This is a genomic window from Pseudomonas sp. BC42 (assembly GCF_021560055.1).
In the GTDB taxonomy this organism is placed as follows: domain Bacteria; phylum Pseudomonadota; class Gammaproteobacteria; order Pseudomonadales; family Pseudomonadaceae; genus Aquipseudomonas.
The window spans coordinates 3,875,343-3,893,988 of the sequence record NZ_CP091067.1 but is presented as its reverse complement, the minus strand read 5'-3'; the positions used below and the strand labels follow the sequence as shown (position 1 = coordinate 3,893,988).

At 65.3% G+C, this 18,646-nt stretch carries 18 protein-coding genes; 10 read left to right on the top strand and 8 right to left on the bottom strand.

The window, feature by feature from the left end:
• Positions 1-2: 2 nt before the first annotated feature.
• The 4 genes from L1O02_RS17265 to L1O02_RS17250 form a co-directional block, all read right to left on the bottom strand.
• Complete coding sequence (locus L1O02_RS17265; protein ID WP_060839005.1) at positions 3-203, bottom strand: hypothetical protein; 201 nt, start codon at positions 201-203, stop codon at positions 3-5.
• Between the two features lie 138 nt (positions 204-341).
• Positions 342-3,053 (bottom strand): magnesium-translocating P-type ATPase, encoded by a 2,712-nt coding sequence (gene mgtA, locus L1O02_RS17260; RefSeq protein ID WP_060843415.1) that lies wholly within the window; start codon positions 3,051-3,053, stop codon positions 342-344.
• Positions 3,054-3,338: 285 nt separating this feature from the next.
• Entirely contained in the window at positions 3,339-3,626 is a 288-nt protein-coding gene (locus tag L1O02_RS17255; protein WP_060843416.1) for a hypothetical protein, read from the bottom strand.
• 407 nt (positions 3,627-4,033) lie between these two features.
• A complete protein-coding gene (locus tag L1O02_RS17250) occupies positions 4,034-4,384 on the bottom strand; it encodes a hypothetical protein (RefSeq protein ID WP_060839009.1) in 351 nt (116 codons plus the stop codon).
• Between the two features lie 559 nt (positions 4,385-4,943).
• On the opposite strand from L1O02_RS17250, the gene ltnD reads away from it, so the two are divergent.
• The 6 genes from ltnD (at position 4,944) to L1O02_RS17220 (ending at position 11,740) form a co-directional block, all read left to right on the top strand.
• Complete coding sequence (gene ltnD, locus L1O02_RS17245) at positions 4,944-5,849, top strand: L-threonate dehydrogenase (RefSeq protein WP_060839010.1); 906 nt, start codon at positions 4,944-4,946, stop codon at positions 5,847-5,849.
• A 10-nt stretch (positions 5,850-5,859) separates the two neighbouring features.
• Entirely contained in the window at positions 5,860-7,152 is a 1,293-nt protein-coding gene (otnK, locus tag L1O02_RS17240) for a 3-oxo-tetronate kinase (RefSeq protein ID WP_060839011.1), read from the top strand.
• Positions 7,149-7,787: an aldolase gene (locus L1O02_RS17235; protein ID WP_060839012.1), complete on the top strand. Its 639-nt coding sequence runs from the start codon at positions 7,149-7,151 to the stop codon at positions 7,785-7,787. Before otnK ends, L1O02_RS17235 begins: the two co-directional genes overlap by 4 nt.
• A 186-nt stretch (positions 7,788-7,973) precedes the next feature.
• Positions 7,974-9,437 (top strand): SLC13 family permease, encoded by a 1,464-nt coding sequence (locus L1O02_RS17230; protein ID WP_060843418.1) that lies wholly within the window; start codon positions 7,974-7,976, stop codon positions 9,435-9,437.
• Positions 9,438-9,458: 21 nt separating this feature from the next.
• Positions 9,459-10,256, top strand: a complete 798-nt coding sequence (otnI, locus tag L1O02_RS17225; RefSeq protein WP_235758352.1) for a 2-oxo-tetronate isomerase — start codon at positions 9,459-9,461, stop codon at positions 10,254-10,256.
• Positions 10,257-10,672: 416 nt separating this feature from the next.
• Positions 10,673-11,740 carry an alpha/beta fold hydrolase gene (locus L1O02_RS17220; RefSeq protein ID WP_060843420.1) on the top strand — a complete coding sequence of 356 codons (1,068 nt, stop codon included), beginning with the start codon at positions 10,673-10,675 and terminating at the stop codon, positions 11,738-11,740.
• Between the two features lie 179 nt (positions 11,741-11,919).
• Here L1O02_RS17220 and L1O02_RS17215 read toward each other — a convergent pair whose 3' ends face one another.
• The 4 genes from L1O02_RS17215 to L1O02_RS17200 form a co-directional block, all read right to left on the bottom strand.
• Positions 11,920-12,732 carry a DeoR/GlpR family DNA-binding transcription regulator gene (locus tag L1O02_RS17215; protein ID WP_060839016.1) on the bottom strand — a complete coding sequence of 271 codons (813 nt, stop codon included), beginning with the start codon at positions 12,730-12,732 and terminating at the stop codon, positions 11,920-11,922.
• Positions 12,733-12,870: 138 nt separating this feature from the next.
• Positions 12,871-13,140 carry a hypothetical protein gene (locus tag L1O02_RS17210; RefSeq protein WP_060839017.1) on the bottom strand — a complete coding sequence of 90 codons (270 nt, stop codon included), beginning with the start codon at positions 13,138-13,140 and terminating at the stop codon, positions 12,871-12,873.
• A 22-nt stretch (positions 13,141-13,162) separates the two neighbouring features.
• Positions 13,163-13,756 (bottom strand): hypothetical protein, encoded by a 594-nt coding sequence (locus tag L1O02_RS17205; RefSeq protein ID WP_235758350.1) that lies wholly within the window; start codon positions 13,754-13,756, stop codon positions 13,163-13,165.
• Positions 13,753-14,502 carry a transporter substrate-binding domain-containing protein gene (locus tag L1O02_RS17200; RefSeq protein WP_235758348.1) on the bottom strand — a complete coding sequence of 250 codons (750 nt, stop codon included), beginning with the start codon at positions 14,500-14,502 and terminating at the stop codon, positions 13,753-13,755. Before L1O02_RS17200 ends, L1O02_RS17205 begins: the two co-directional genes overlap by 4 nt.
• A gap of 173 nt (positions 14,503-14,675) precedes the next feature.
• Here L1O02_RS17200 and L1O02_RS17195 point away from each other — a divergent pair, with 173 nt between their 5' ends.
• From L1O02_RS17195 to L1O02_RS17180, 4 genes are all read left to right on the top strand, one after another.
• Positions 14,676-15,707 (top strand): lysozyme inhibitor LprI family protein, encoded by a 1,032-nt coding sequence (locus L1O02_RS17195; protein WP_108543391.1) that lies wholly within the window; start codon positions 14,676-14,678, stop codon positions 15,705-15,707.
• A gap of 277 nt (positions 15,708-15,984) precedes the next feature.
• The gene (gene fabV, locus L1O02_RS17190; protein ID WP_060839021.1) at positions 15,985-17,181 is read left to right on the top strand and encodes an enoyl-ACP reductase FabV; all 1,197 of its coding nucleotides are present in this window, start codon (positions 15,985-15,987) and stop codon (positions 17,179-17,181) included.
• A 409-nt stretch (positions 17,182-17,590) separates the two neighbouring features.
• On the top strand, positions 17,591-18,289 hold the full coding sequence (locus L1O02_RS17185) for an AzlC family ABC transporter permease (protein ID WP_060839022.1): 699 nt from the start codon (positions 17,591-17,593) through the stop codon (positions 18,287-18,289).
• The gene (locus tag L1O02_RS17180) at positions 18,289-18,600 is read left to right on the top strand and encodes an AzlD domain-containing protein (protein ID WP_164990737.1); all 312 of its coding nucleotides are present in this window, start codon (positions 18,289-18,291) and stop codon (positions 18,598-18,600) included. Before L1O02_RS17185 ends, L1O02_RS17180 begins: the two co-directional genes overlap by 1 nt.
• Positions 18,601-18,646: the final 46 nt, after the last annotated feature.

Sequence of the window (18,646 nt, the reverse complement as noted above, 5' to 3'; positions counted from 1 at the left end):
GTTCAGGCGATCGCCACCCGCAGCGAGGCGCGGGTGAGGGTGGCGCTGAAACCCAGCAGAAAACGAATTTCGACCGCGCTCAGCAGGCCGCGGACATACAGCCGGATGCTCACGCGGGTGAGCAGGCGGGCGCTGGTGCACAGGCAGCAGACCAGCAGGGCCTGGAGGCCGCGTTGCACCATGGAAAAAGGCTTGAGATACATGGCGATGCTCCTTTCGGGCGAACAGCGTCGCCGTCGGCAGGGCGCTGGCCGCGCCGACGGTGGCATCGTTGGTCAGGTGTATCGGGCGCGGCCGTCCGAGGGCGGCCGCGCCGGGCTCACGCCCTTAGAACCAGGCCCTTAGAACCACTGCTTGAAGCGGCGGATGTACAGGGTCTTCATGGTCTGGGCGACCACGCAGTAGCTGAGCAGGGTGCCCACCAGCCACGGGAAGTATTCCCACGGCAGCGGCACCAGGCCAACCATGCTGCCCAGGGGCGAGAAGGGCACGTAGATCCCCAGGGCCATCACCAGTCCCGTGGCCAGCATCACCGGCAGGGCCGCGGTGCTCTGGATGAACGGGATCTTGCGGGTGCGCAGCATGTGCACCACCAGGGTCTGGGACAGCAGCCCCTCGATGAACCAGCCGGACTGGAACAGGGCGGCCATTTCCACGCTGTTGGCGGCGAACACGTACCACATCAGGGCGAAGGTGGTGATGTCGAAGATCGACGAGGTCGGCCCGATCCACAGCATGAAGCGCCCGATGTTGTTGGCGTCCCACTTGCGCGGCTTGGCCAGGTATTCCTTGTCCATCTTGTCCCAGGGCAGGGCCAGCTGGGAGAAGTCGTACATCAGGTTCTGCAGCAGCAGGTGGATCGCCAGCATCGGCAGGAAGGGGATGAAGGCACTGGCCACCAGCACCGAGAACACGTTGCCGAAGTTGGAGCTGGCGGTCATGTTCAGGTACTTCATGATGTTGCCGAAGGTCTCGCGGCCCTTGATCACCCCTTCTTCCAGCACCATCAGGCTCTTTTCCAGGAGGATGATGTCCGCCGATTCCTTGGCGATGTCGGTGCCGCTGTCCACCGAGATGCCGACGTCGGCATCGCGCAGGGCCGGGGCGTCGTTGATGCCGTCGCCGAGGAAGCCCACGGTGTGGCCGTTGGCCTGCAGGGCCTTGAGCACCCGGGACTTCTGCAGCGGGGTGAGCTTGGCGAACACCGTGCGTTCTTCCACCAGGCGCCCGAGCACCTGGTCATCCATGTGCTCGATGTCGCGACCCAGCAGCGGCTCGCCCGCTTCCAGGCCCACCTCGCGGCAGATCTTCGCGGTGACGATGGGGTTGTCGCCGGTCAGCACCTTGACCGTCACGCCGTTGTCACGCAGGGCGGCGATGGCCGGGCCGGCGGTTTCCTTGGGCGGATCGAGGAAGGTCAGGAAGCCTTCGATCACCAGCTCGCGCTCGTCGCTGGCGCTGTACTGGTTGCGGGTCTGGCCCTTGGGCAGGTCCCGGGTGCCCAGCAGCAGCACGCGGAAGCCGTCGCGGTTGTAGTCCTCGGCCAGTTGCAGCAGGGCGGCGCGGCGCTCGGCGTCGAGGCTCACGACGATGCCGTCCTGGCGGACCCGGGTGGCGGTTTCGAGCATTTCTTCCACCGCGCCCTTGCACACCAAAAGGTGGTCGCCACGGGCATCGGCGAGGATCACCGACAGGCGCCGACGGACGAAGTCGAAGGGCAGTTCATCGACCTTGCGCCAGGCGGCGGGCGGGGTGAAGTGCGGATTGCCCTCGGCGAAGGCGACCACGGCGCGGTCCATCAGGTTCTTCATGCCGCTCTGGTGGTGGCTGTTGAGCCAGGCCAGTTGCAGCACCGCATCGCAGCGGCTGCCGCTGATGTCGACGTGGTGTTCGAGGATGATCCGGTCCTGGGTCAGGGTGCCGGTCTTGTCGGTGCACAGCACGTCCATGGCGCCGAAGTTCTGGATCGCGTTGAGGCGCTTGACCACCACCTTGCGCTTGGCCATGGCCGCGGCGCCCTTGGCCAGGTTGGCGCTGACGATCATTGGCAGCATTTCCGGGGTCAGGCCGACCGCCACCGCCAGGGCGAACATGAAGGCATCGGCCCAGTCGCCCTTGGTGAAGCCGTTGATCAGCAGGACGATGGGCACCATCACCAGCATGAAGCGGATCAGCAGCCAGCTGACGCTGTTGACCCCACGGTCGAAGGCGGTCTGCGAGCGCGAGCCGACGATGGAACGGGCCAGGGAACCGAAGTAGGTGCGCTCGCCGGTGGCCACCACCACCGCGGTGGCGGTGCCGCTGACCACGTTGGTGCCCATGAAGCAGATGTTCGGCAGGTCCAGCAGGTCTTGCTGGTCGGCGGCCAGGGCCTGGGCGGATTTTTCCTGCACGGCGCCCAGGGTGTCGTATTTCTCCACCGGCAGGGCTTCGCCGGTGAGCACCGCCTGGCTGATGAACAGGTCGCGGGATTCGATCAGGCGGATGTCCGCCGGGATCATGTCGCCGGCCGACAACTGGATGATGTCGCCCACCACCAGCTCGCGCATCGGCACTTCGCGAACTCGGGCCTGCATGCCCATCTGCTCGCGGCGCAGCACCGCAGCGGTGGTGCGGACCATGGCCTTGAGGGCTTCGGCGGCCTTGGCCGAGCGGTGTTCCTGCCAGAAGCGCATAAGGCCGCTGGCCAGCACCATCACCAGGACGATGATCACGCCGGTCAGATCAGTTTCTTCGCCGGCTTGCAGCGGCAGCCAGAAGTCGGTGAAGAAACTGATACCGGTCAGGGTCATCAGCACATAGATGAAGGGGTTGTTGAAGGCTTGCAGCAATTGCACCAGGGCGTGGGGCGGACGGTCGTGGGCGACTTCGTTGTGGCCGTCGCGTTGCAGGCGGCCTTCGGCGTCCAGTTCAGTCAGGCCGGCGGTGCTGGAGTTGACGTTGGCCAGGGTCACGGCCAGGCCGTTCTGGGCTTCGCGGGCGGCGCGCATCGACAGTTTGTTGCTGTCGCGGCTGGCGCTGGTGTTGCGGGAAGTTGCGGTTTTTACAGTCATTGCGTGTGCTCCTGCCGCCTGACTGCGACACGACACACCGACAACTCAACTAATTAAAGACGAGCGAAAGTATGTCGAATCGCAGGTTGGCGATCGATTAGGATCTTGGCGTTTTTCAGGTTTTAACGTTCGCTGTCCAAACAGTGAAGTTGAATGGACAGCGAACCTACTACTGGCCTCTTCCATAACTTTCTCCAACAGAATTAGTTAACTGACAGGCAATAAGAAACCGTCGAACTTCAAACTTGAAAGTTCGTGGGTAAACAACGGTGAATGACCGTCGAATCAGGCGGAAGTGCGCGCCCCGAGGTACAGGCCGAAGATCAGTCCGGCCTGCCGCAGCAGGGCTGCGCCCCGACTCTGCGGGTCCTGGCTGTCGTCCAGGCTCCAGCGTTGCTGGAGCTGGCCGGTCATCGGGCAGACGCGCCAATTGGCCCGCAGAGCGGTGCTGGCGGTGGGCACGCAAGAGGAGAAGGGGGAGCGCGCCAGAGCCTTGGGCTCACGGCACAGCCGGACCCGCATGGTCGCAGCGAAGGCGCGTACGCCTGGCAGTACGGAAGATGTGAAGTGCATAACTTTTGCCTCGTGACCGGACTGGTTCCGGGGAGGCAAGTTACGTTGGAGCGTCAAGCCCTAGCGCAGCTTACCCGACCGCGGAGTCGAGTCCCGTCATTGTTCAGGGGTGCCTGGCGCTGCGCAGCGGCAGTGACCAGACAGCGTCTAGATACTGTGTCCATTGGCTTCTTTAGTGAGTTGAAAAAAGGCCGGTTTGACCGGCCCGCGCAATTTACTCAGGAGGGTCCCGGGAGTCAAGGTCAAATTGTCTTGAAAGAGTATTTGGCGATGAAGTTTCAGGTGAGGTTCAGCTAAGAGACTAAGTTCAGTGCTGCAACAGCCGAGCTTATATAACGAGGGGTAATGAAAAAGTGCTCATGCCAGAGACCGGATGACATGAGCACTTGATATAACTTTGCCGATGATCAATTCAACACGTGCCGGGAGATGTCCTTGTACGTGTCGCTGTCGGTGGCGGCCATCAGTTGCCGGCCATCCTTGAGGGTGCCGATGAAGGTCACTTCGTTTTCCGTCCCCGCCATCAGGTAACCGGCAATGGCGCCTACCGGCCCCAGCAGCATGGCGCCGGCCACGCCGTAACCGAAGGCGTCCTTGTTGGCGACGGGGCTTTCAGTGGCGATCTCCAGGCTCTTGAACGCCGACGCCTTGACCTCGACACCGGAGCTGTTGAATACCGTCTTGAGCCTGAAGGTGCCGTGCCGGTACTCGCCGGCGCCTTGCAGAAAATCGCCCGATAGAACTTCGATCTTTGCCATGTTGAATCATCCTTGTCCAAGCATAACCAGATGGGCCATTGAGCCCCTGGTCATGGGGGGCGTCAACGGGGTTGCGATGAAGGGTGCTACCACCAGTCCGCCTTCACCTGTCCTGAGCCTCGGCCAGGATCCTGCGCTCAATGCTGATCCAGATCAGGGCTGTGAATGGTTGTAGCAGTCCGCGGCGCCCGGACCGCGTCGTTCCGACCAGTGGCGGTCACGCAGCCGGGGCGGGGAGGCGGGGAATGGCGATGTTAAAAAATGTTAGATTGAAAAATATCTTCACATAATCCGTTCATTGGTGGATGATCGTTCACAGCCAACGTTCAACCTGATAACAACAGCAACAGGATGGCCACGATGATCGATTCGCTCCTGCCTTCCAGCGCACCCGCCCAGGGTGCCCTGTGCCGCCACGCTGCCCATTCGGGCGCAGTGCCTGTTGCTGCCTGTTCACCTTCGTCTGCCGGGCCCGCTGCCCGGGTTTCCCTGCCTTCCCCGGTTGCTGGCCGTCGCCTGTCTGGCGTGGTCCGGCCGTGGTCTTTCACTGGAGTCCCCCATGAATAACAACAATGTCGGTGTCATCGGTCTTGGCGCCATGGGCCTGGGCATCGCCCGGTCGTTGCTGCGCAGCGGTTTCAAGGTGCATGCCTGTGACGTGCGTGCCGCCGTCACCGAGCAATTCGCCGCTGAAGGCGGCGTGGCCTGTGCCTCGGCCGCCCAGCTGGCGGAACAGTGCGAGGTGATCATCACCGTGGTGGTCAATGCCGAGCAGACCGAGAGCGTGCTGTTCGGCGAGGGCGGGGCGGTGGCGGCATTGCGCCCTGGCAGCCTGGTGATCGGTTGCGCCACCGTGGCCCCGACCTACGCCGTGGACCTGGGCCAGCGCCTGGAGGCCCTGGGCTTGCTCTATCTGGATGCACCGATCTCCGGGGGCGCGGCCAAGGCCGCCGCCGGCGAGATGACCATGATGACCTCCGGCCCGGCGGCCGCTTACGCCAAGGCCGAGGCGATCCTCGCCGGCATGGCGGGCAAGGTCTACCGCCTGGGGGATGCCCACGGGCTGGGCTCCAAGGTCAAGATCATCAACCAGTTGCTGGCCGGGGTGCACATTGCCGCCTCCGCCGAAGCCATGGCCCTGGGCCTGCGCGAAGGGGTGGACGCCGATGCCCTGTACGAGGTGATCACCCACAGCGCCGGCAACTCGTGGATGTTCGAGAACCGCGTGCCGCATATCCTCAAGGCCGACTACACGCCGTTGTCCGCAGTGGACATCTTCGTCAAGGACCTGGGCCTGGTGCTGGATACCGCTCGGGCCAGCAAGTTCCCGCTGCCGCTGTCGGCCACCGCGCACCAGATGTTCATGCAGGCCTCCAGCGCCGGTTTCGGCCGCGAGGATGACTCGGCGGTGATCAAGATCTTCCCGGGCATTGAGCTGCCCGTGGCCAAGCCCGATGCCGTTTGAGGAGCCTGTGATGACGACTTCCACTCCACGCCCGTTGCTGGGTTGCATCGCCGATGACTTCACCGGCGCCACCGACCTGGCCAACATGCTGGTGCGCGGCGGCATGCGCACGGTGCAGAGCATTGGCATTCCCAGCGCCGAAGTGGCCGCCGGCCTGGACGCCGACGCCGTGGTGATTGCGCTGAAGTCCCGCACCACGCCGGTGGGCGAGGCGGTGGCCGAATCCCTGGCGGCCCTGCACTGGCTGCGCGAGCAGGGCTGCGAACAGATCTTCTTCAAGTACTGCTCGACCTTCGACTCCACCGCGGCGGGCAATATCGGTCAGGTCAGCGAGGCCTTGCTCAAGGCCCTGGGCAGCGATTTCACCCTGGCTTGCCCGGCGTTTCCGGAGAACGGCCGGACGATTTTCCGTGGCCACCTGTTCGTCCAGGACCAGTTGCTCAACGAGTCCGGCATGCAGCATCACCCGCTGACGCCGATGACCGACGCCAACCTGGTGCGGGTGCTGCAAGCGCAGACTGTGCTGCCGGTGGGCCTGCTGCGTTACGACAGCGTCGCCCAGGGCGTGGACGCGGTGCGGGCGAAGATCGCCGAACTGCGGGGCAAGGGCGTCGCCATGGCGATTGCCGATGCACTGTCCGATGCCGACCTCTATACCCTCGGCGCGGCCTGCGCCGACCTGCCGCTGTTGACCGGCGGATCCGGGCTGGCCCTGGGCCTGCCGGAGAACTTCCGCCGCGCCGGCAAGCTGCGGGACCTGGACGCCGCGAGCCTGCCGCCGGTGGCCGGTGGCGAAGTGGTGCTGGCCGGCAGTGCCTCGGCAGCCACCAATGCCCAGGTGGACGCCTGGCTGGAAGCCGAGCGCCCAGCCCTACGCATCGACCCCCTGGCCCTGGCGGCCGGTGAACCGGTGGTGGCCCAGGCGCTGGCCTTTGTCCAGGCCCAGCAGGACACCGTGCTGATCTACGCCACCAGCACCCCCGAGCAGGTCAAGGCGGTGCAGCGGCAATTGGGCGTGGAGCGCGCCGGGGCCCTGGTGGAGAACGCCCTGGGCGAGATCGCCCGGGGCCTGCGGGATAACGGCGTGCGGCGCTTCGTGGTGGCCGGCGGCGAAACCTCCGGAGCGGTGGTCAAGGCCCTGGGCGTGCGCCTGTTGCAGATCGGCGCGCAGATCGACCCCGGGGTGCCGGCCACGGTCAGCAGCGGCGGCGAGCCCCTGGCCCTGGCCCTGAAGTCCGGCAACTTCGGCGGTCGCGACTTTTTCAGCAAGGCCCTGGGCCAACTGGCCGGAGGTCAGCCATGAGCCGGGAAAACGCTCTGCGCGAAGAAATCTGCGACGTCGGCCGCAGCCTCTATCAGCGCGGCTACACCGTGGGCAGCGCCGGCAACATCAGCGCGCGGCTCGACGATGGCTGGCTGATCACCCCCACCGACGTCTGCCTGGGGCGCCTCGATCCGGCGGCGATTGCCAAGGTCAACCTGGCGGGGGAGTGGGTCAGCGGCGACAAGCCGTCCAAGACCCTGGCCCTGCATCGTCAGGTGTATGACCGCAATCCGGGGGTGGGCGGGGTGGTGCACACCCATTCCACCCATCTGGTGGCACTGACCCTGGCCGGGGTCTGGCGCGACGACGACATCCTGCCGCCGCTGACCCCGTACCAGGTGATGAAGGTCGGGCACATTCCACTGATCGGCTACCAGCGTCCGGGTTCGCCCAAGGTTGCCGAGCAGGTGGCGCAACTGGCCAACCGGGTGCGTGGGGTGATGCTCGAACGCCTGGGCCCGGTGGTCTGGGAAAGCAGCGTGTCCAAGGCCAGCTACGCCCTGGAGGAGCTGGAGGAAACCGCGCGCCTGTGGTTGCTCACCCAGCCGCGCCCGGCGCCTCTGGACCAGACCGCGCTGGATGAACTGCGGGACGCCTTCGGCGCCGCCTGGTAAACGCAGCACGACTGCCAACGCTTGATGCAAGCCTGTCCCCGGGAGCCTTGACAGGACTCCCGTGGGGAGCGGCTTGCCGGTAAAAACAATAACAACAGGACTTCCCGAGATGAATGACTGCATGTGCTTTACGGGTTCCAGCGTCACCTGCCACACCTGCCAGCCACTGTGTGGAGGGCTTGGCCAATGAGCCCGCTGATTCTGATGATCACCGCCGGGGCCGGTATCGCCCTGCTGCTGTTTCTGGTGCTCAAGTACAAGTTCCAGCCCTTTGTCGCGCTGATGCTGGTGAGCATCCTGGTGGCGCTGGTGGCCGGGGTGAAACCGGCGGAACTGGTGGCCACCATCGAAGGCGGCATGGGCAAGACCCTTGGCCACATCGCCATCATCATTGCCCTGGGCGCCATGATCGGCCGCATCATCGAGCTGTCCGGCGGTGCCGAGGCCCTGGCCAAGACCCTGATCGAGCGCTTCGGCAACCGCCGCACGCCCCTGGCCCTGACCATGGCCGGCTTCATCATCGGCGTGCCGGTGTTCTTCGAAGTCGGGGTGATCATCCTCATGCCGCTGGCCTACGGCGTGGCCCGCAGTGCGCGCAAGCCGCTGCTGGTGTTCGCCTTGCCGATGTGCGCCGCGCTGCTCACCGTGCACGCCTTCCTGCCGCCCCATCCGGGCGCGGTGGCGGCGGCCAGCCAGCTGGGGGCGGACCTGGGCCGGGTGCTGATGTTCGGCCTGCCGCTGACCGCGCTGCTGTGCTATGTCGGCTACCGCGTGGCGGGGCGCATGACCCGGCGCAACTACCCGATGACCGACGATATCCGCGCCGAAGTCTATGGCCCGCACGTTACCAATGAAGACCTCGCGGCCTGGAACAACGGCGCCGCACAGCCGGCCAGCCCGCAAGCGGTGGCGGCCGTGGCCCATATGGGCCTGGAGGAGTCCACCGGCACTCTGGCGGCGAAGCTGCCGCCGGCGCCGCCACCGGGTTTCGGCCTGATCGTCGGCCTGATCCTGCTGCCTATCGTGTTGATCCTGCTGGGCACCCTGGCCACCTCGTTGCTGCCGGTGGAGTCCGCCCTGCGCGGAGTGCTCACGGTACTGGGTGCGCCGCTGGTGGCGCTGCTGCTGGACACCTTGCTGTGTGCCTGGCTGCTGGGCTCGCGCCGTGGCTGGAGCCGCAGCCAGGTGTCCGATGTGATCGGCTCGGCGCTGCCCGGGGTGGCCATGGTGATCCTGATTGCCGGGGCCGGCGGGGTGTTCGGCAAGGTCCTGGTGGACACCGGGATCGGCGCGGTGGTCTCCGACTTGTTGCGCACCACCGGGCTGCCGGTCCTGGCCCTGGGCTTCTTGCTGACCATGCTGCTGCGCGCTGTGCAAGGCTCCACCACCGTGGCCCTGGTGACCACGGCGGGCATCATCGCGCCGCTGATCGCCACCCTTAACCTGAGCCCCAACCACATGGCCCTGCTGTGCCTGGCCATGGGCGGTGGCGGGCTGGCCATGTCCCATATCAACGACGCCGGGTACTGGATCTTCACCAAGCTGGCCGGGCTCAACGTCGCCGATGGCCTGCGCACCTGGACCGTGATTACCACCTTGCTCGGCACCTTGGGGTTCTGTATTACCCTGCTGATCTGGCCGTTTGTCTGACCCTTTGTCCCAGGAGTTCCCATGCCTCGTTTTGCTGCCAACCTCAGCATGCTCTACCCGCAACATGACTTCCTTGAGCGGTTTTCCGCTGCGGCGGCCGATGGTTTCAGCGCGGTGGAATACCTGTTTCCCTACGACTACAGCCCCGCGCAACTGAAACAGCGCCTGGACGATAATGGCCTGCAGCAGGCCCTGTTCAACGCGCCGCCCGGTGACTGGGCGGCGGGGGAGCGGGGCATCGTCTCCCTGCCCGGACGCGAGCAGGAGTTCCGCCAGGGCTTCGACAAGGCCCTGGAGTACGCCGCGGTGCTGGGCAATTCACGGATCCACGTGATGGCCGGCCTGCTGCCGTCGGAAAGCGACCGCGCCCGGCATCACGGGGTGTACCTGGAGAACCTGGCCCACGCCGCGACCCAGGCGGCCAAGGTCGGAGTCACCGTGCTGCTGGAGCCGATCAACACCCGGGACATGCCGGGGTTCTTCCTCAATCGCCAGGCCCAGGCCCAGGCCCTCTGCAAGGAAGTCGGTGCGGCCAACCTCAAGGTGCAGTTCGACTGCTACCACTGCCAGATCGTCGAAGGCGACCTGGCGGTGAAGCTGCGGCGGGATCTGCCGGGCATCGGCCATATCCAGATCGCCGGAGTGCCGGATCGTCACGAGCCGGACCTTGGCGAGCTGAACTATCCCTACCTGTTCCAATTGATGGACGAGCTCGGCTATGACGGCTGGGTCGGTTGCGAATACCGCCCGCGTGGCGACACCTCCGCCGGCCTGCAATGGCTGCGCGACTGGCAGGCGCGCCAAGGCTCGGCGGTGTAGCCGCTGCTGCAGGTTGTGCAGGAAAAGGCATCTGGGGAACGTCGCGCAAGGCCCTGCGGGCATCGCTTTATGTAGCCGCTGCCGAAGGCTGCGAACGAGCCGCAGGCTCGCAGCGACTCCCCGGCCGCCGAGGCCCCTGCGGGCCTTCGCGCATCGCTTTATGTAGCCGTTGCCGAAGGCTGCGAACGAGCCGCAGGCTCGCAGCGATTCCGCGACCGCCGAGGCCCCTACGGGCCTTCGCGCATCGCTTTATGTAGCCGCTGCCGAAGGCTGCGAACGAGCCGCAGGCTCGCAGCGACTCCCCGGCCACCGAGGCCCCTGCGGTGCCTTGCGCAGCCTGCGGCAGCGGCTACAGAGGGTACGCAGGCCACGAACGGCTTGCGATGATTCGTAGCGATAAACACAGGAGTTTTTTCATGCAGCGTCTTGTCTGCCGGGCCGCGTTCGGCCTGATTCTGTCCCTGGGTGGTATGTCCCTGGCCGCGGCCGCGAGCTTGCCGCCGGCCACCGAGGGCGATTGGGTCGCCCCGCAATTCACCTTTCACAACGGCGAACAGCTGGCCAACCTGAAACTGCACTACATCACCCTGGGCAACCCCCAGCACCCGGCGATCCTCTACTTGCACGGCACCTACCGGCCGGCCAGCGACCTGCTGAGCAAGGATTTTGGCGGTGAACTGTTCGGCCCGGGGCAGCCTCTGGACGCGAGCAAGTACTACATCATTGCCACCGACGGCATTGGTGTCGGCCAGTCGAGCAAGCCTTCCGATGGCCTGCGTGCGCGCTTTCCCCAGTACAACTACGACGACATGGTCCAGGCCCAGTACCGCTTGGTCACCGAGGGGCTGGGGATCAAGCACCTGCGGCTGATCATCGGCAATTCCATGGGCGGCATGCAGACCTGGCTCTGGGGCCAGAACTGGCCGCAGATGATGGACGCCCTGGTGCCCATGGCCTCTCAGCCCACCGAGATGGCGTCGCGCAACTGGATGATGCGCCGCCTGCTGGTGGAGTCGATCAAGCAGGATCCGGCCTGGGACAACGGCAACTATCGGGTCCAGCCGCCGTCCCTGCGCCTGGCCAACGCCCTGTTCGCCACCGGCACCAGCGGCGGCACCCTGGCCTATCAGGCGCTGGCGCCGACCCGGGCCCAGGCCGACAAGCTGGTGGATGAGCGCCTCAAGGCGCCACAGAGCGCCGATGCCAACGACTTTATCTACCAGTGGCAGTCCTCGGCGGACTACAACGCCGCGCCGGGCCTGGGCCGGATCCAGGCCCCGGTGCTGGTGATCAACTCGGCGGACGATGAGCGCAACCCGCCGGAAACCGGCACCCTGCAAGCGGCGCTCAAGCAAGTGAAAGATGCTCGCCTGCTGCTGATTCCCGCCAGCGCCGAAACCCGCGGGCATGGCACCACCGGCATGGCCCGGTTCTACGCCCGCGAGCTGGGGCAGTTCATGGCCGAAACCGAGAAACCCCGCTAGCGGCCATGCACGCTCTGGGTGGCGAGGGAGCTTGCTCCCGCTGGGCGGCGCAGCCGCCCCAAACCCGGACGGCGCAACCTTTCAGACGTTGAGGGGCATCAGGCATTGCGTCTGCTGCGCAGACGCGCGGGAGCACGCGCCGTCGCCACGGATTGCACGTGTTGGGGGTTACCGCTGACTCAGGATTGTGCCGGCAGGAGCAACTCCACCCCGTGCTTGCGAATCCCGTCCGCTGCCGCCGGGGCCAGGGCGGCGTCGCTGATGATGATGTCGAACTGCTCCAGCTCGGCGATCTTGTACATGCCGAAGGTGCCGTACTTGGAGCTGCTGGCCACCAGCACCGCCTGGGTCGCCGACTGCATCGCCACCTGCTTGACCTCGACCTTCAATGCCGAGGGCGTGGTGATGCCCCGGCGCAGGTCCCAGGAACTGGTGGAGATAAAGGCGATGTCCGTCACCACCTGACGCAGGGTGGCCACCGCCAGCCCGCCGACACAGGAATGGTTGGAGTGATCCAACTGGCCACCGGTGTGAATCACCGTGACCTGGGGCGCCTCCATCAAGGCCTGGGCCACGCCGAAATCGTTGGTGATCACGGTCATCCCCGACAGCGCCTTGATGTAGGGCACGATCTCCAGGGTGCTGGTGCCGGCGTCCAGGTACACCGTCATGTCCGCGTGCAACAGGCCCGCCGCGAGCTTGGCCATGGCCTGCTTCTGCGGCAGTTCCACCACCGCCTTGGACTGGTGGCTGGGCTCGCTGTGCAACTGGCTGGCGATGCGCACGCCGCCGGTCACCGAGTGGGCGCGGCCTTCCTGTTCCAGCAGGGCGATATCCCGGCGCACGGTCATGTGCGAGCAGTCGAACATCTCCATCAACTGATGCACGCTGAGCACCTGATGCTTGCGCAACTGGCGCAGGATCTGCTCGCGGCGCTGCTCGGGAATCATCGGCGCGCCGCTGTCGCTGGCAAGGTCCTTGGGGGTAGGCATTGAAGCTCCGGTTTGGCGGGTCGGCAAAGGCAGAAATCGGCACGCCATAGTAGCGAATGTAGCTGCCGTGGACGAGATTTAGTGCCGTGCGCGCGTCAGAAAACGCTTCGCAGAATCAGCGAGCCAGTTCGTTACGGGTCAGGGGCAGAACGGGCAATACAGATTGTCGAGAAAGTCCTGGCTGTCGATGTTGTCGTCAAGCACCTGCACCACCACCGGGCCATGGTGTTTGCATTGCAGGACCTGCCCGGCGCCGCTGCGGCTGGGGGGCTGGTCGCTGAATTCATGGCTGCCGCACCAGGGGCATTTGCGCACGCTGGCCTCGCTCTGGCCGAGTATCGCCAGGTGCCAGCCGCAGCCGGCGCAATGGAGGCGATGCAGCGGGCGGGCAGGGGTAAAGGTCGGCATGGAACATTCCTTGGCGCGGGGCTCAGCCCGGCATCAGCAGTCGTTTGAGCAGGCGGGTCAGCGGTTGGCGCGCCTTGCGGTGCTTGAAGGCCCCCGGGATGTGCAGCAGGAAGCTGCGCCAGGGATAGCCGCCGGGATCGCGTTGCGCTGACTCCAGGTAGTCGTGCAGGGCCAGCGCCGACTCGCGGTTGAAGGCCCAGAGCATCTGGCCTTTGTAGGCCACGGAAAAATAGGCCTCGCTCGGCCAGTTGAGCGTGTGACGCGCTGAGTACCGGCAGTGTTCGCAGGCCAGCGAGCCCAGGTCCAGGCCGTGATCGCGATACCAGTAGGGTGAACACTGCCAGTGGCTGGCCAGGTAGCCTTCGGGCAGCGGACCCAGGCTGTGAGTCGGGTCGCCGTGCAGGCCGGGAAAGTACAGGGCGTAGTGACGGTAGTGCCCGCAGCTGTCCTGCTCTTGCCGATAGTCCAGCAGTGGATGGTCGGCGAAGAACGGCACATCGACCTTGCGCGCGATGGGCCTGGAGACGACGAAGTCGAAGCGCGCCTGGGCCCCGCATTGCGGGCAGTTGAGTGCCAGTTGATGGGGCATGGCGCTCCATTGGACAAGGCGGGTCATGGCTTGAATTCACCCACCTGTGGGGGCGTGCGATCGATATGCCAGCGCTGCATGAGCGCTTGCAGGCTGCCATCGTCTTTCATCGCGTCCAGGGCCCGCTGCCAGCGGGCCACCTGGGCTGCATCGACCTTGGGCGAGAAGGCGATGTAGGCGTCCTGGTGCATCAGCGGCATCTGGTAGCGCAACTGTTCGAAGGGCAGGCCCACATTGCTGGCGAAGGTACTGACGCTCATGGTGTCGGCGACCACGTACTGCACGCGGCCGATCTGCAGCAGGCGCATCATGATTTCCGGGCTGTCGACGCCCCACAGGTTGTCCAGGCCCTGCTGCTTGAGGTAGCTGTAGACCAGCCATTTGCGCGGTACGGCGATCTGGCCCTGGGCCTGGCTCAGGTCGCTGATCGGCGGAGTGTCGCCGCTGCGGGTGTACAGCGCGGTTTCGGTGCGCATCAGCGGGCCGACCCATTGGTAGCGGGATTCACGCTCCTGGGTGCGCAGGATGGTAAACACCGCGGTGTCGGCGTCCTCGCTGGCATCGCGCAGGGCGCGCAGCATCGGGCGTTGCTGCACCTGCACCGGGTCGCCGGTGCGTTGCGCCAGGGCTTGCACCACCTCCACTGCGAAGCCCGTCATGTGCGGGCCCTGCTGAAAGTGCAGCGGCGGGTGGTTGTCGGTCAGCATGCGCAACTCACCGGCTTGAGCGGTGAGGCTCAACAGCGGCAACAGTGCCTGCAGCATCCATTTCATGCAGTGCCCTTGGGGGATAAAAACCAGAGCTTAGTACGACTGGTTGCCGCCTGTCGCGTTAAAACTGCGGGCCTGCCGCGTGCCTTGGCGGGCCATGCCGGGGCGATATTGTCGTCGGCAGATGGCTCTGCTGCAGGTATCCTGGCGCGGCCTTCGTTGAATGGAATCGACCCATGTTCGCCCCCCTTGTTCATCCCCTGCGAGCCAGTGGCTTGCTGCTGGCGCTGCTGGCCTGTGGCCAGGGCGCCCAGGCCAGCAGTTTCGACTGCGCCAAGGCCGCCAGTGCCAGTGAAAAGGCCATCTGCGCCGACCCCTATACCGCCGGGCTGGACAGCCGGTTGGGCAAGACCTGGACGGCCGCCCTGGCCGAGGCCAAGGACCCCAAGGCGCTGCGCCTGGGCCAGCGTGAATGGCTCAAGCAGCGCGACCAGTGCCAGGCCGATCTGGGCTGTCTGCGCAGCCAATACCTGAGCCGGCTGACGGTGCTGCGCTATGTGAACATCCCGTTCAGCTGGCAGGGCACCTGGCAGCGGGTCTCGGTCAGCCCGTTCTACGGCGGTGAGCTGGTGATCCGGCGCAGCGGCGAGGATCGTCTGAGCTTCGACCTGTCGGCCATGGGCGGCGCCAATTCCGGTGCGCTGGCGGGCAAGCTGCAGCTCAAGGACGGTGAAGCCCGCTACGGCGTCGAGGGCTGCAAGCTGCGCTTCACCCCGCGCAACGGTCTGTTGCAGGTGACCCAGGAGGGCGATGCCTATGCCTGCGGCGCCGGTTCGGGGGTGTATTACGACGGACTCTATGTGGCCTCCCGGCAAATCCTGGAGAACCAGTACGATTTGCTGTCCACCGCGCTGGTGCGTACCGAGGCAGAAGACCAGCGAGCCCGCAAGCTGCTGCAACAGGATTACCAGACCCTGCTCGACAGCGGCTCGGTGTTCTCCCAGGACACCTCGGCCGAGCTTCCGGGCGCCGAGGTCACCGATATGTGGCTGCAGGGGCTGGCTACCACCCATGCGGCGATTTTCGTGCGCGGTGCCCAGGGTGAGTTGTGGGTCGCGCTGCTGGCAGTGGTGGGCCCCGCCGATGAAGTGCGGGTGCGCTACTACACCACCGAGCCTGCGTGGAAGCAGCGCCTGCCGGACGTGGTACAGCGCTGGTACGAGGCGCGCAGCCAGGGCCAGCAACTGCCGCTGGACAGGATGCCCTGAAGCACAGGCCGGCCGGACTTCATCACCTGTTGATGAACGTGGCCGCAGAAATTTCGCCGAGTGGATGCACAAGCCTGCCGGTGCAGCTGCTAGAGTCTCGGCCCTGGCCGCCTGGATGTCGCCCCGAGGGTGCCGGCACGGGGGCGCCAAGCCTCGGCCAGCCGGGCAAATTCCATCAGTTGGTGACGCGAAGCCATTGTGAGCGTCTACGACCTTAGCAAGTGACACTGCCGCCGCCGTTACCGGCGCCTGGCACATTGAAATTGGGAGATTGTGAATGGTCATCAAACCCCGCGTTCGCGGCTTTATCTGTGTGACGACCCATCCGGTGGGTTGCGAAGCCAACGTCAAGCAGCAGATCGATTACGTCACCCAGCAGGGCGCCATCGACGCAGGGCCGAAGAACGTACTGGTACTCGGCGCCTCCACCGGCTACGGCCTGGCCGCGCGGATCACCGCCGCCTTTGGCTGCGGTGCCAACACCCTGGGCGTGTTCTTCGAGCGCGGCAGCGTTGACGGCAAGCTGGGCACCGCCGGCTGGTACAACACCGCGGCGTTCCACAAGTTCGCCGAAGAAAAGGGCCTGTACGCCAAGAGCATCAACGGTGACGCCTTCTCCGACGCGGTCAAGGCCGAAACCATCGAAACCATCAAGCGCGACCTGGGCAAGATCGACCTGGTGGTCTACAGCCTGGCCGCGCCGCGCCGCACCCACCCCAAGACCGGTGAAGTGCTGAGCTCGACCCTCAAGCCCCTGGGCAAGTCCGTGACCCTGCGCGGTGTCGACACCGACAAGGAAATCGTCAAGGAAACCACCCTGCAACCGGCGACCCAGGAAGAGATCGACGGCACCGTGGCGGTGATGGGCGGCGAAGACTGGCAGATGTGGATCGACGCCCTGCACGACGCCGGTGTCCTGGCCGAAGGCGCGAAAACCACCGCCTTTACCTACCTGGGCGAGAAGCTGACCCACGACATCTACTGGAACGGTTCGATTGGCGAAGCCAAGAAGGACCTGGACCAGAAAGTCATCGGCATGCGCCAGCAACTGGCCGACCTGGGCGGCGACGCTCGGGTGTCGGTGCTCAAGGCCGTGGTCACCCAGGCCAGCTCGGCGATCCCGATCATGCCGCTGTACCTGTCGCTGCTGTTCAAGGTGATGAAGGAGCAGGGCAGCCACGAAGGTTGCATCGAGCAGGTCTACGGCCTGTACAAGGACAGCCTGTACAACAGCGAGCCGGTGATCGACCAGGAAGGCCGCCTGCGTGCCGACTACAAGGAACTGCAACCCGAAGTCCAGGATCGGGTCAAGCAGCTGTGGGACCAGGTCACCAGCGAGAACCTCTACGAAATGACCGATTTCGTCGGTTACAAGCATGAGTTCCTGCGCCTGTTCGGTTTCGAGATCGAAGGGGTCGACTACGAAGCCGACGTCGATCCGGACGTGAAGATCAGCAACCTGATCCAGCTGTAATCCGCTCGTAGCATCAGCCAGCGCCCCTCCCTCGTGAGGGGCGTTGTCGTTTGCATCCCCCTGTTTCCCGTAGGAGCCAGCTTGCTGGCGAAGAGGCCCGCAGGTCTTGTGCTGGTCTTGGAGACGCCTTCGCTGGCAAGCCAGTGGCCGCTGCGGTTCGCGCCGCCAGCATGATCAGTCCGGGCGCTTGATCAAGGGTGGGAGCGAGCTTGCTCGCGATGGTGGTCAACGAAAACGCCGCGTTCACGGGGGCAACGCGGCGTTCTTGAGTGCATCGCGAGCAAGCTCGCTCCTACGGCGTTTGGTGGTTGCAAAAAAAGCGCGGCGGTGGGCAATTGCGCAAGATCGTTCAAGCCAGGCGCCGTGCCAGCTGGCACAGTCAGCGTCCGTCATCTGTGTGCAGGGTGTTATGTCCAGCGTTCTTCTGCCCCGCGCCGCGTTTATCCGCGGTGCCATTGCCATCATGCCGCTGTCCCTGGCCACCGCGCCCTGGGGGCTGCTGGCCGGTTCCATGGCCATCGAGGCCAATCTCACGCCGCTGCAGGGCCAGGGGCTGTCGAGCATCGTCTTCGCCGGTGCCGCGCAACTGGTGGCCATCGGCATGCTCAAGGGCGGGGCGGGGATCTTCTCGATCCTGTTGACCACGCTGCTGCTGACCTCCCAGCACCTGCTCTACGGCATGAGCATGCGCTCGGTGATCTCGCCCTTGCCCGGGCGCTGGCGAGTGGGCCTGGGCTTTCTGCTCACCGACGAGCTGTTCGCCTTGACCAGCGCCCACGACAAGCAGCAGTTCGACCGCTGGTACGCCCTGGGCGTGGGCCTGACCTTCTACGTGGCCTGGAACCTGTTCACCCTGCTGGGCATCGTGCTGGGCAAGAGCATTCCCGGCCTGGAACACCTGGGCCTGGATTTTTCCATCGCCGCCACCTTCATCGCCCTGATCACGCCGCTGGTGCGCAATGTGCCCACCGTGGTCTGTGTGGCGGTGTCGCTGTTCTGCTCGGTGCTGTTCAGCTACTGGCACTGGGGCTCGGCCCTGGTGCTGTCGGGGCTGGCGGGGATGAGTGCGGGTTTTGTCTGCAACAAGCTGTATCGGGGGCGCGCATGATGGTCTGGGCAGTGATTTTCGGCATGGGCCTGCTGGTCTTTCTCAATCGCTACGTGTTTCTCGAACCGCGCCTGCCGCTGCGCCTGAGCAGCAACGCGCGGCAGTTCCTCGGTTTTGCCGTGCCGGGCATGCTCACGGCGATCTGCGGGCCGATCGTGTTCATGCCCGATCAGCAGTTGAACCTGCACTGGGACAATCCCTACCTTTCGAGCTCCCTGGTGGCCATCGTGCTGGTGATCTACACCCGCAATACCCTGGTCAGCATGCTGCTGAGCATGGGGTTCTTTTTCCTTCTGCGCTGGTGGCTCTGAGGCAGGATTGCGGTAGCCTGTGCAGCTTTTGGCACAGGCCGACCTT

Bases quoted from the DNA above. Each gene is read 5' to 3' on its own strand.
- L1O02_RS17265 (WP_060839005.1), bottom strand. From the start codon at position 203: ATGTATCTCAAGCCTTTTTCCATGGTGCAACGCGGCCTCCAGGCCCTG.
- mgtA (WP_060843415.1), bottom strand. From the start codon at position 3,053: ATGACTGTAAAAACCGCAACTTCCCGCAACACCAGCGCCAGCCGCGAC.
- L1O02_RS17255 (WP_060843416.1), bottom strand. From the start codon at position 3,626: ATGCACTTCACATCTTCCGTACTGCCAGGCGTACGCGCCTTCGCTGCG.
- L1O02_RS17250 (WP_060839009.1), bottom strand. From the start codon at position 4,384: ATGGCAAAGATCGAAGTTCTATCGGGCGATTTTCTGCAAGGCGCCGGC.
- ltnD (WP_060839010.1), top strand. From the start codon at position 4,944: ATGAATAACAACAATGTCGGTGTCATCGGTCTTGGCGCCATGGGCCTG.
- otnK (WP_060839011.1), top strand. From the start codon at position 5,860: ATGACGACTTCCACTCCACGCCCGTTGCTGGGTTGCATCGCCGATGAC.
- L1O02_RS17235 (WP_060839012.1), top strand. From the start codon at position 7,149: ATGAGCCGGGAAAACGCTCTGCGCGAAGAAATCTGCGACGTCGGCCGC.
- L1O02_RS17230 (WP_060843418.1), top strand. From the start codon at position 7,974: ATGAGCCCGCTGATTCTGATGATCACCGCCGGGGCCGGTATCGCCCTG.
- otnI (WP_235758352.1), top strand. From the start codon at position 9,459: ATGCCTCGTTTTGCTGCCAACCTCAGCATGCTCTACCCGCAACATGAC.
- L1O02_RS17220 (WP_060843420.1), top strand. From the start codon at position 10,673: ATGCAGCGTCTTGTCTGCCGGGCCGCGTTCGGCCTGATTCTGTCCCTG.
- L1O02_RS17215 (WP_060839016.1), bottom strand. From the start codon at position 12,732: ATGCCTACCCCCAAGGACCTTGCCAGCGACAGCGGCGCGCCGATGATT.
- L1O02_RS17210 (WP_060839017.1), bottom strand. From the start codon at position 13,140: ATGCCGACCTTTACCCCTGCCCGCCCGCTGCATCGCCTCCATTGCGCC.
- L1O02_RS17205 (WP_235758350.1), bottom strand. From the start codon at position 13,756: ATGACCCGCCTTGTCCAATGGAGCGCCATGCCCCATCAACTGGCACTC.
- L1O02_RS17200 (WP_235758348.1), bottom strand. From the start codon at position 14,502: ATGAAATGGATGCTGCAGGCACTGTTGCCGCTGTTGAGCCTCACCGCT.
- L1O02_RS17195 (WP_108543391.1), top strand. From the start codon at position 14,676: ATGTTCGCCCCCCTTGTTCATCCCCTGCGAGCCAGTGGCTTGCTGCTG.
- fabV (WP_060839021.1), top strand. From the start codon at position 15,985: ATGGTCATCAAACCCCGCGTTCGCGGCTTTATCTGTGTGACGACCCAT.
- L1O02_RS17185 (WP_060839022.1), top strand. From the start codon at position 17,591: ATGTCCAGCGTTCTTCTGCCCCGCGCCGCGTTTATCCGCGGTGCCATT.
- L1O02_RS17180 (WP_164990737.1), top strand. From the start codon at position 18,289: ATGGTCTGGGCAGTGATTTTCGGCATGGGCCTGCTGGTCTTTCTCAAT.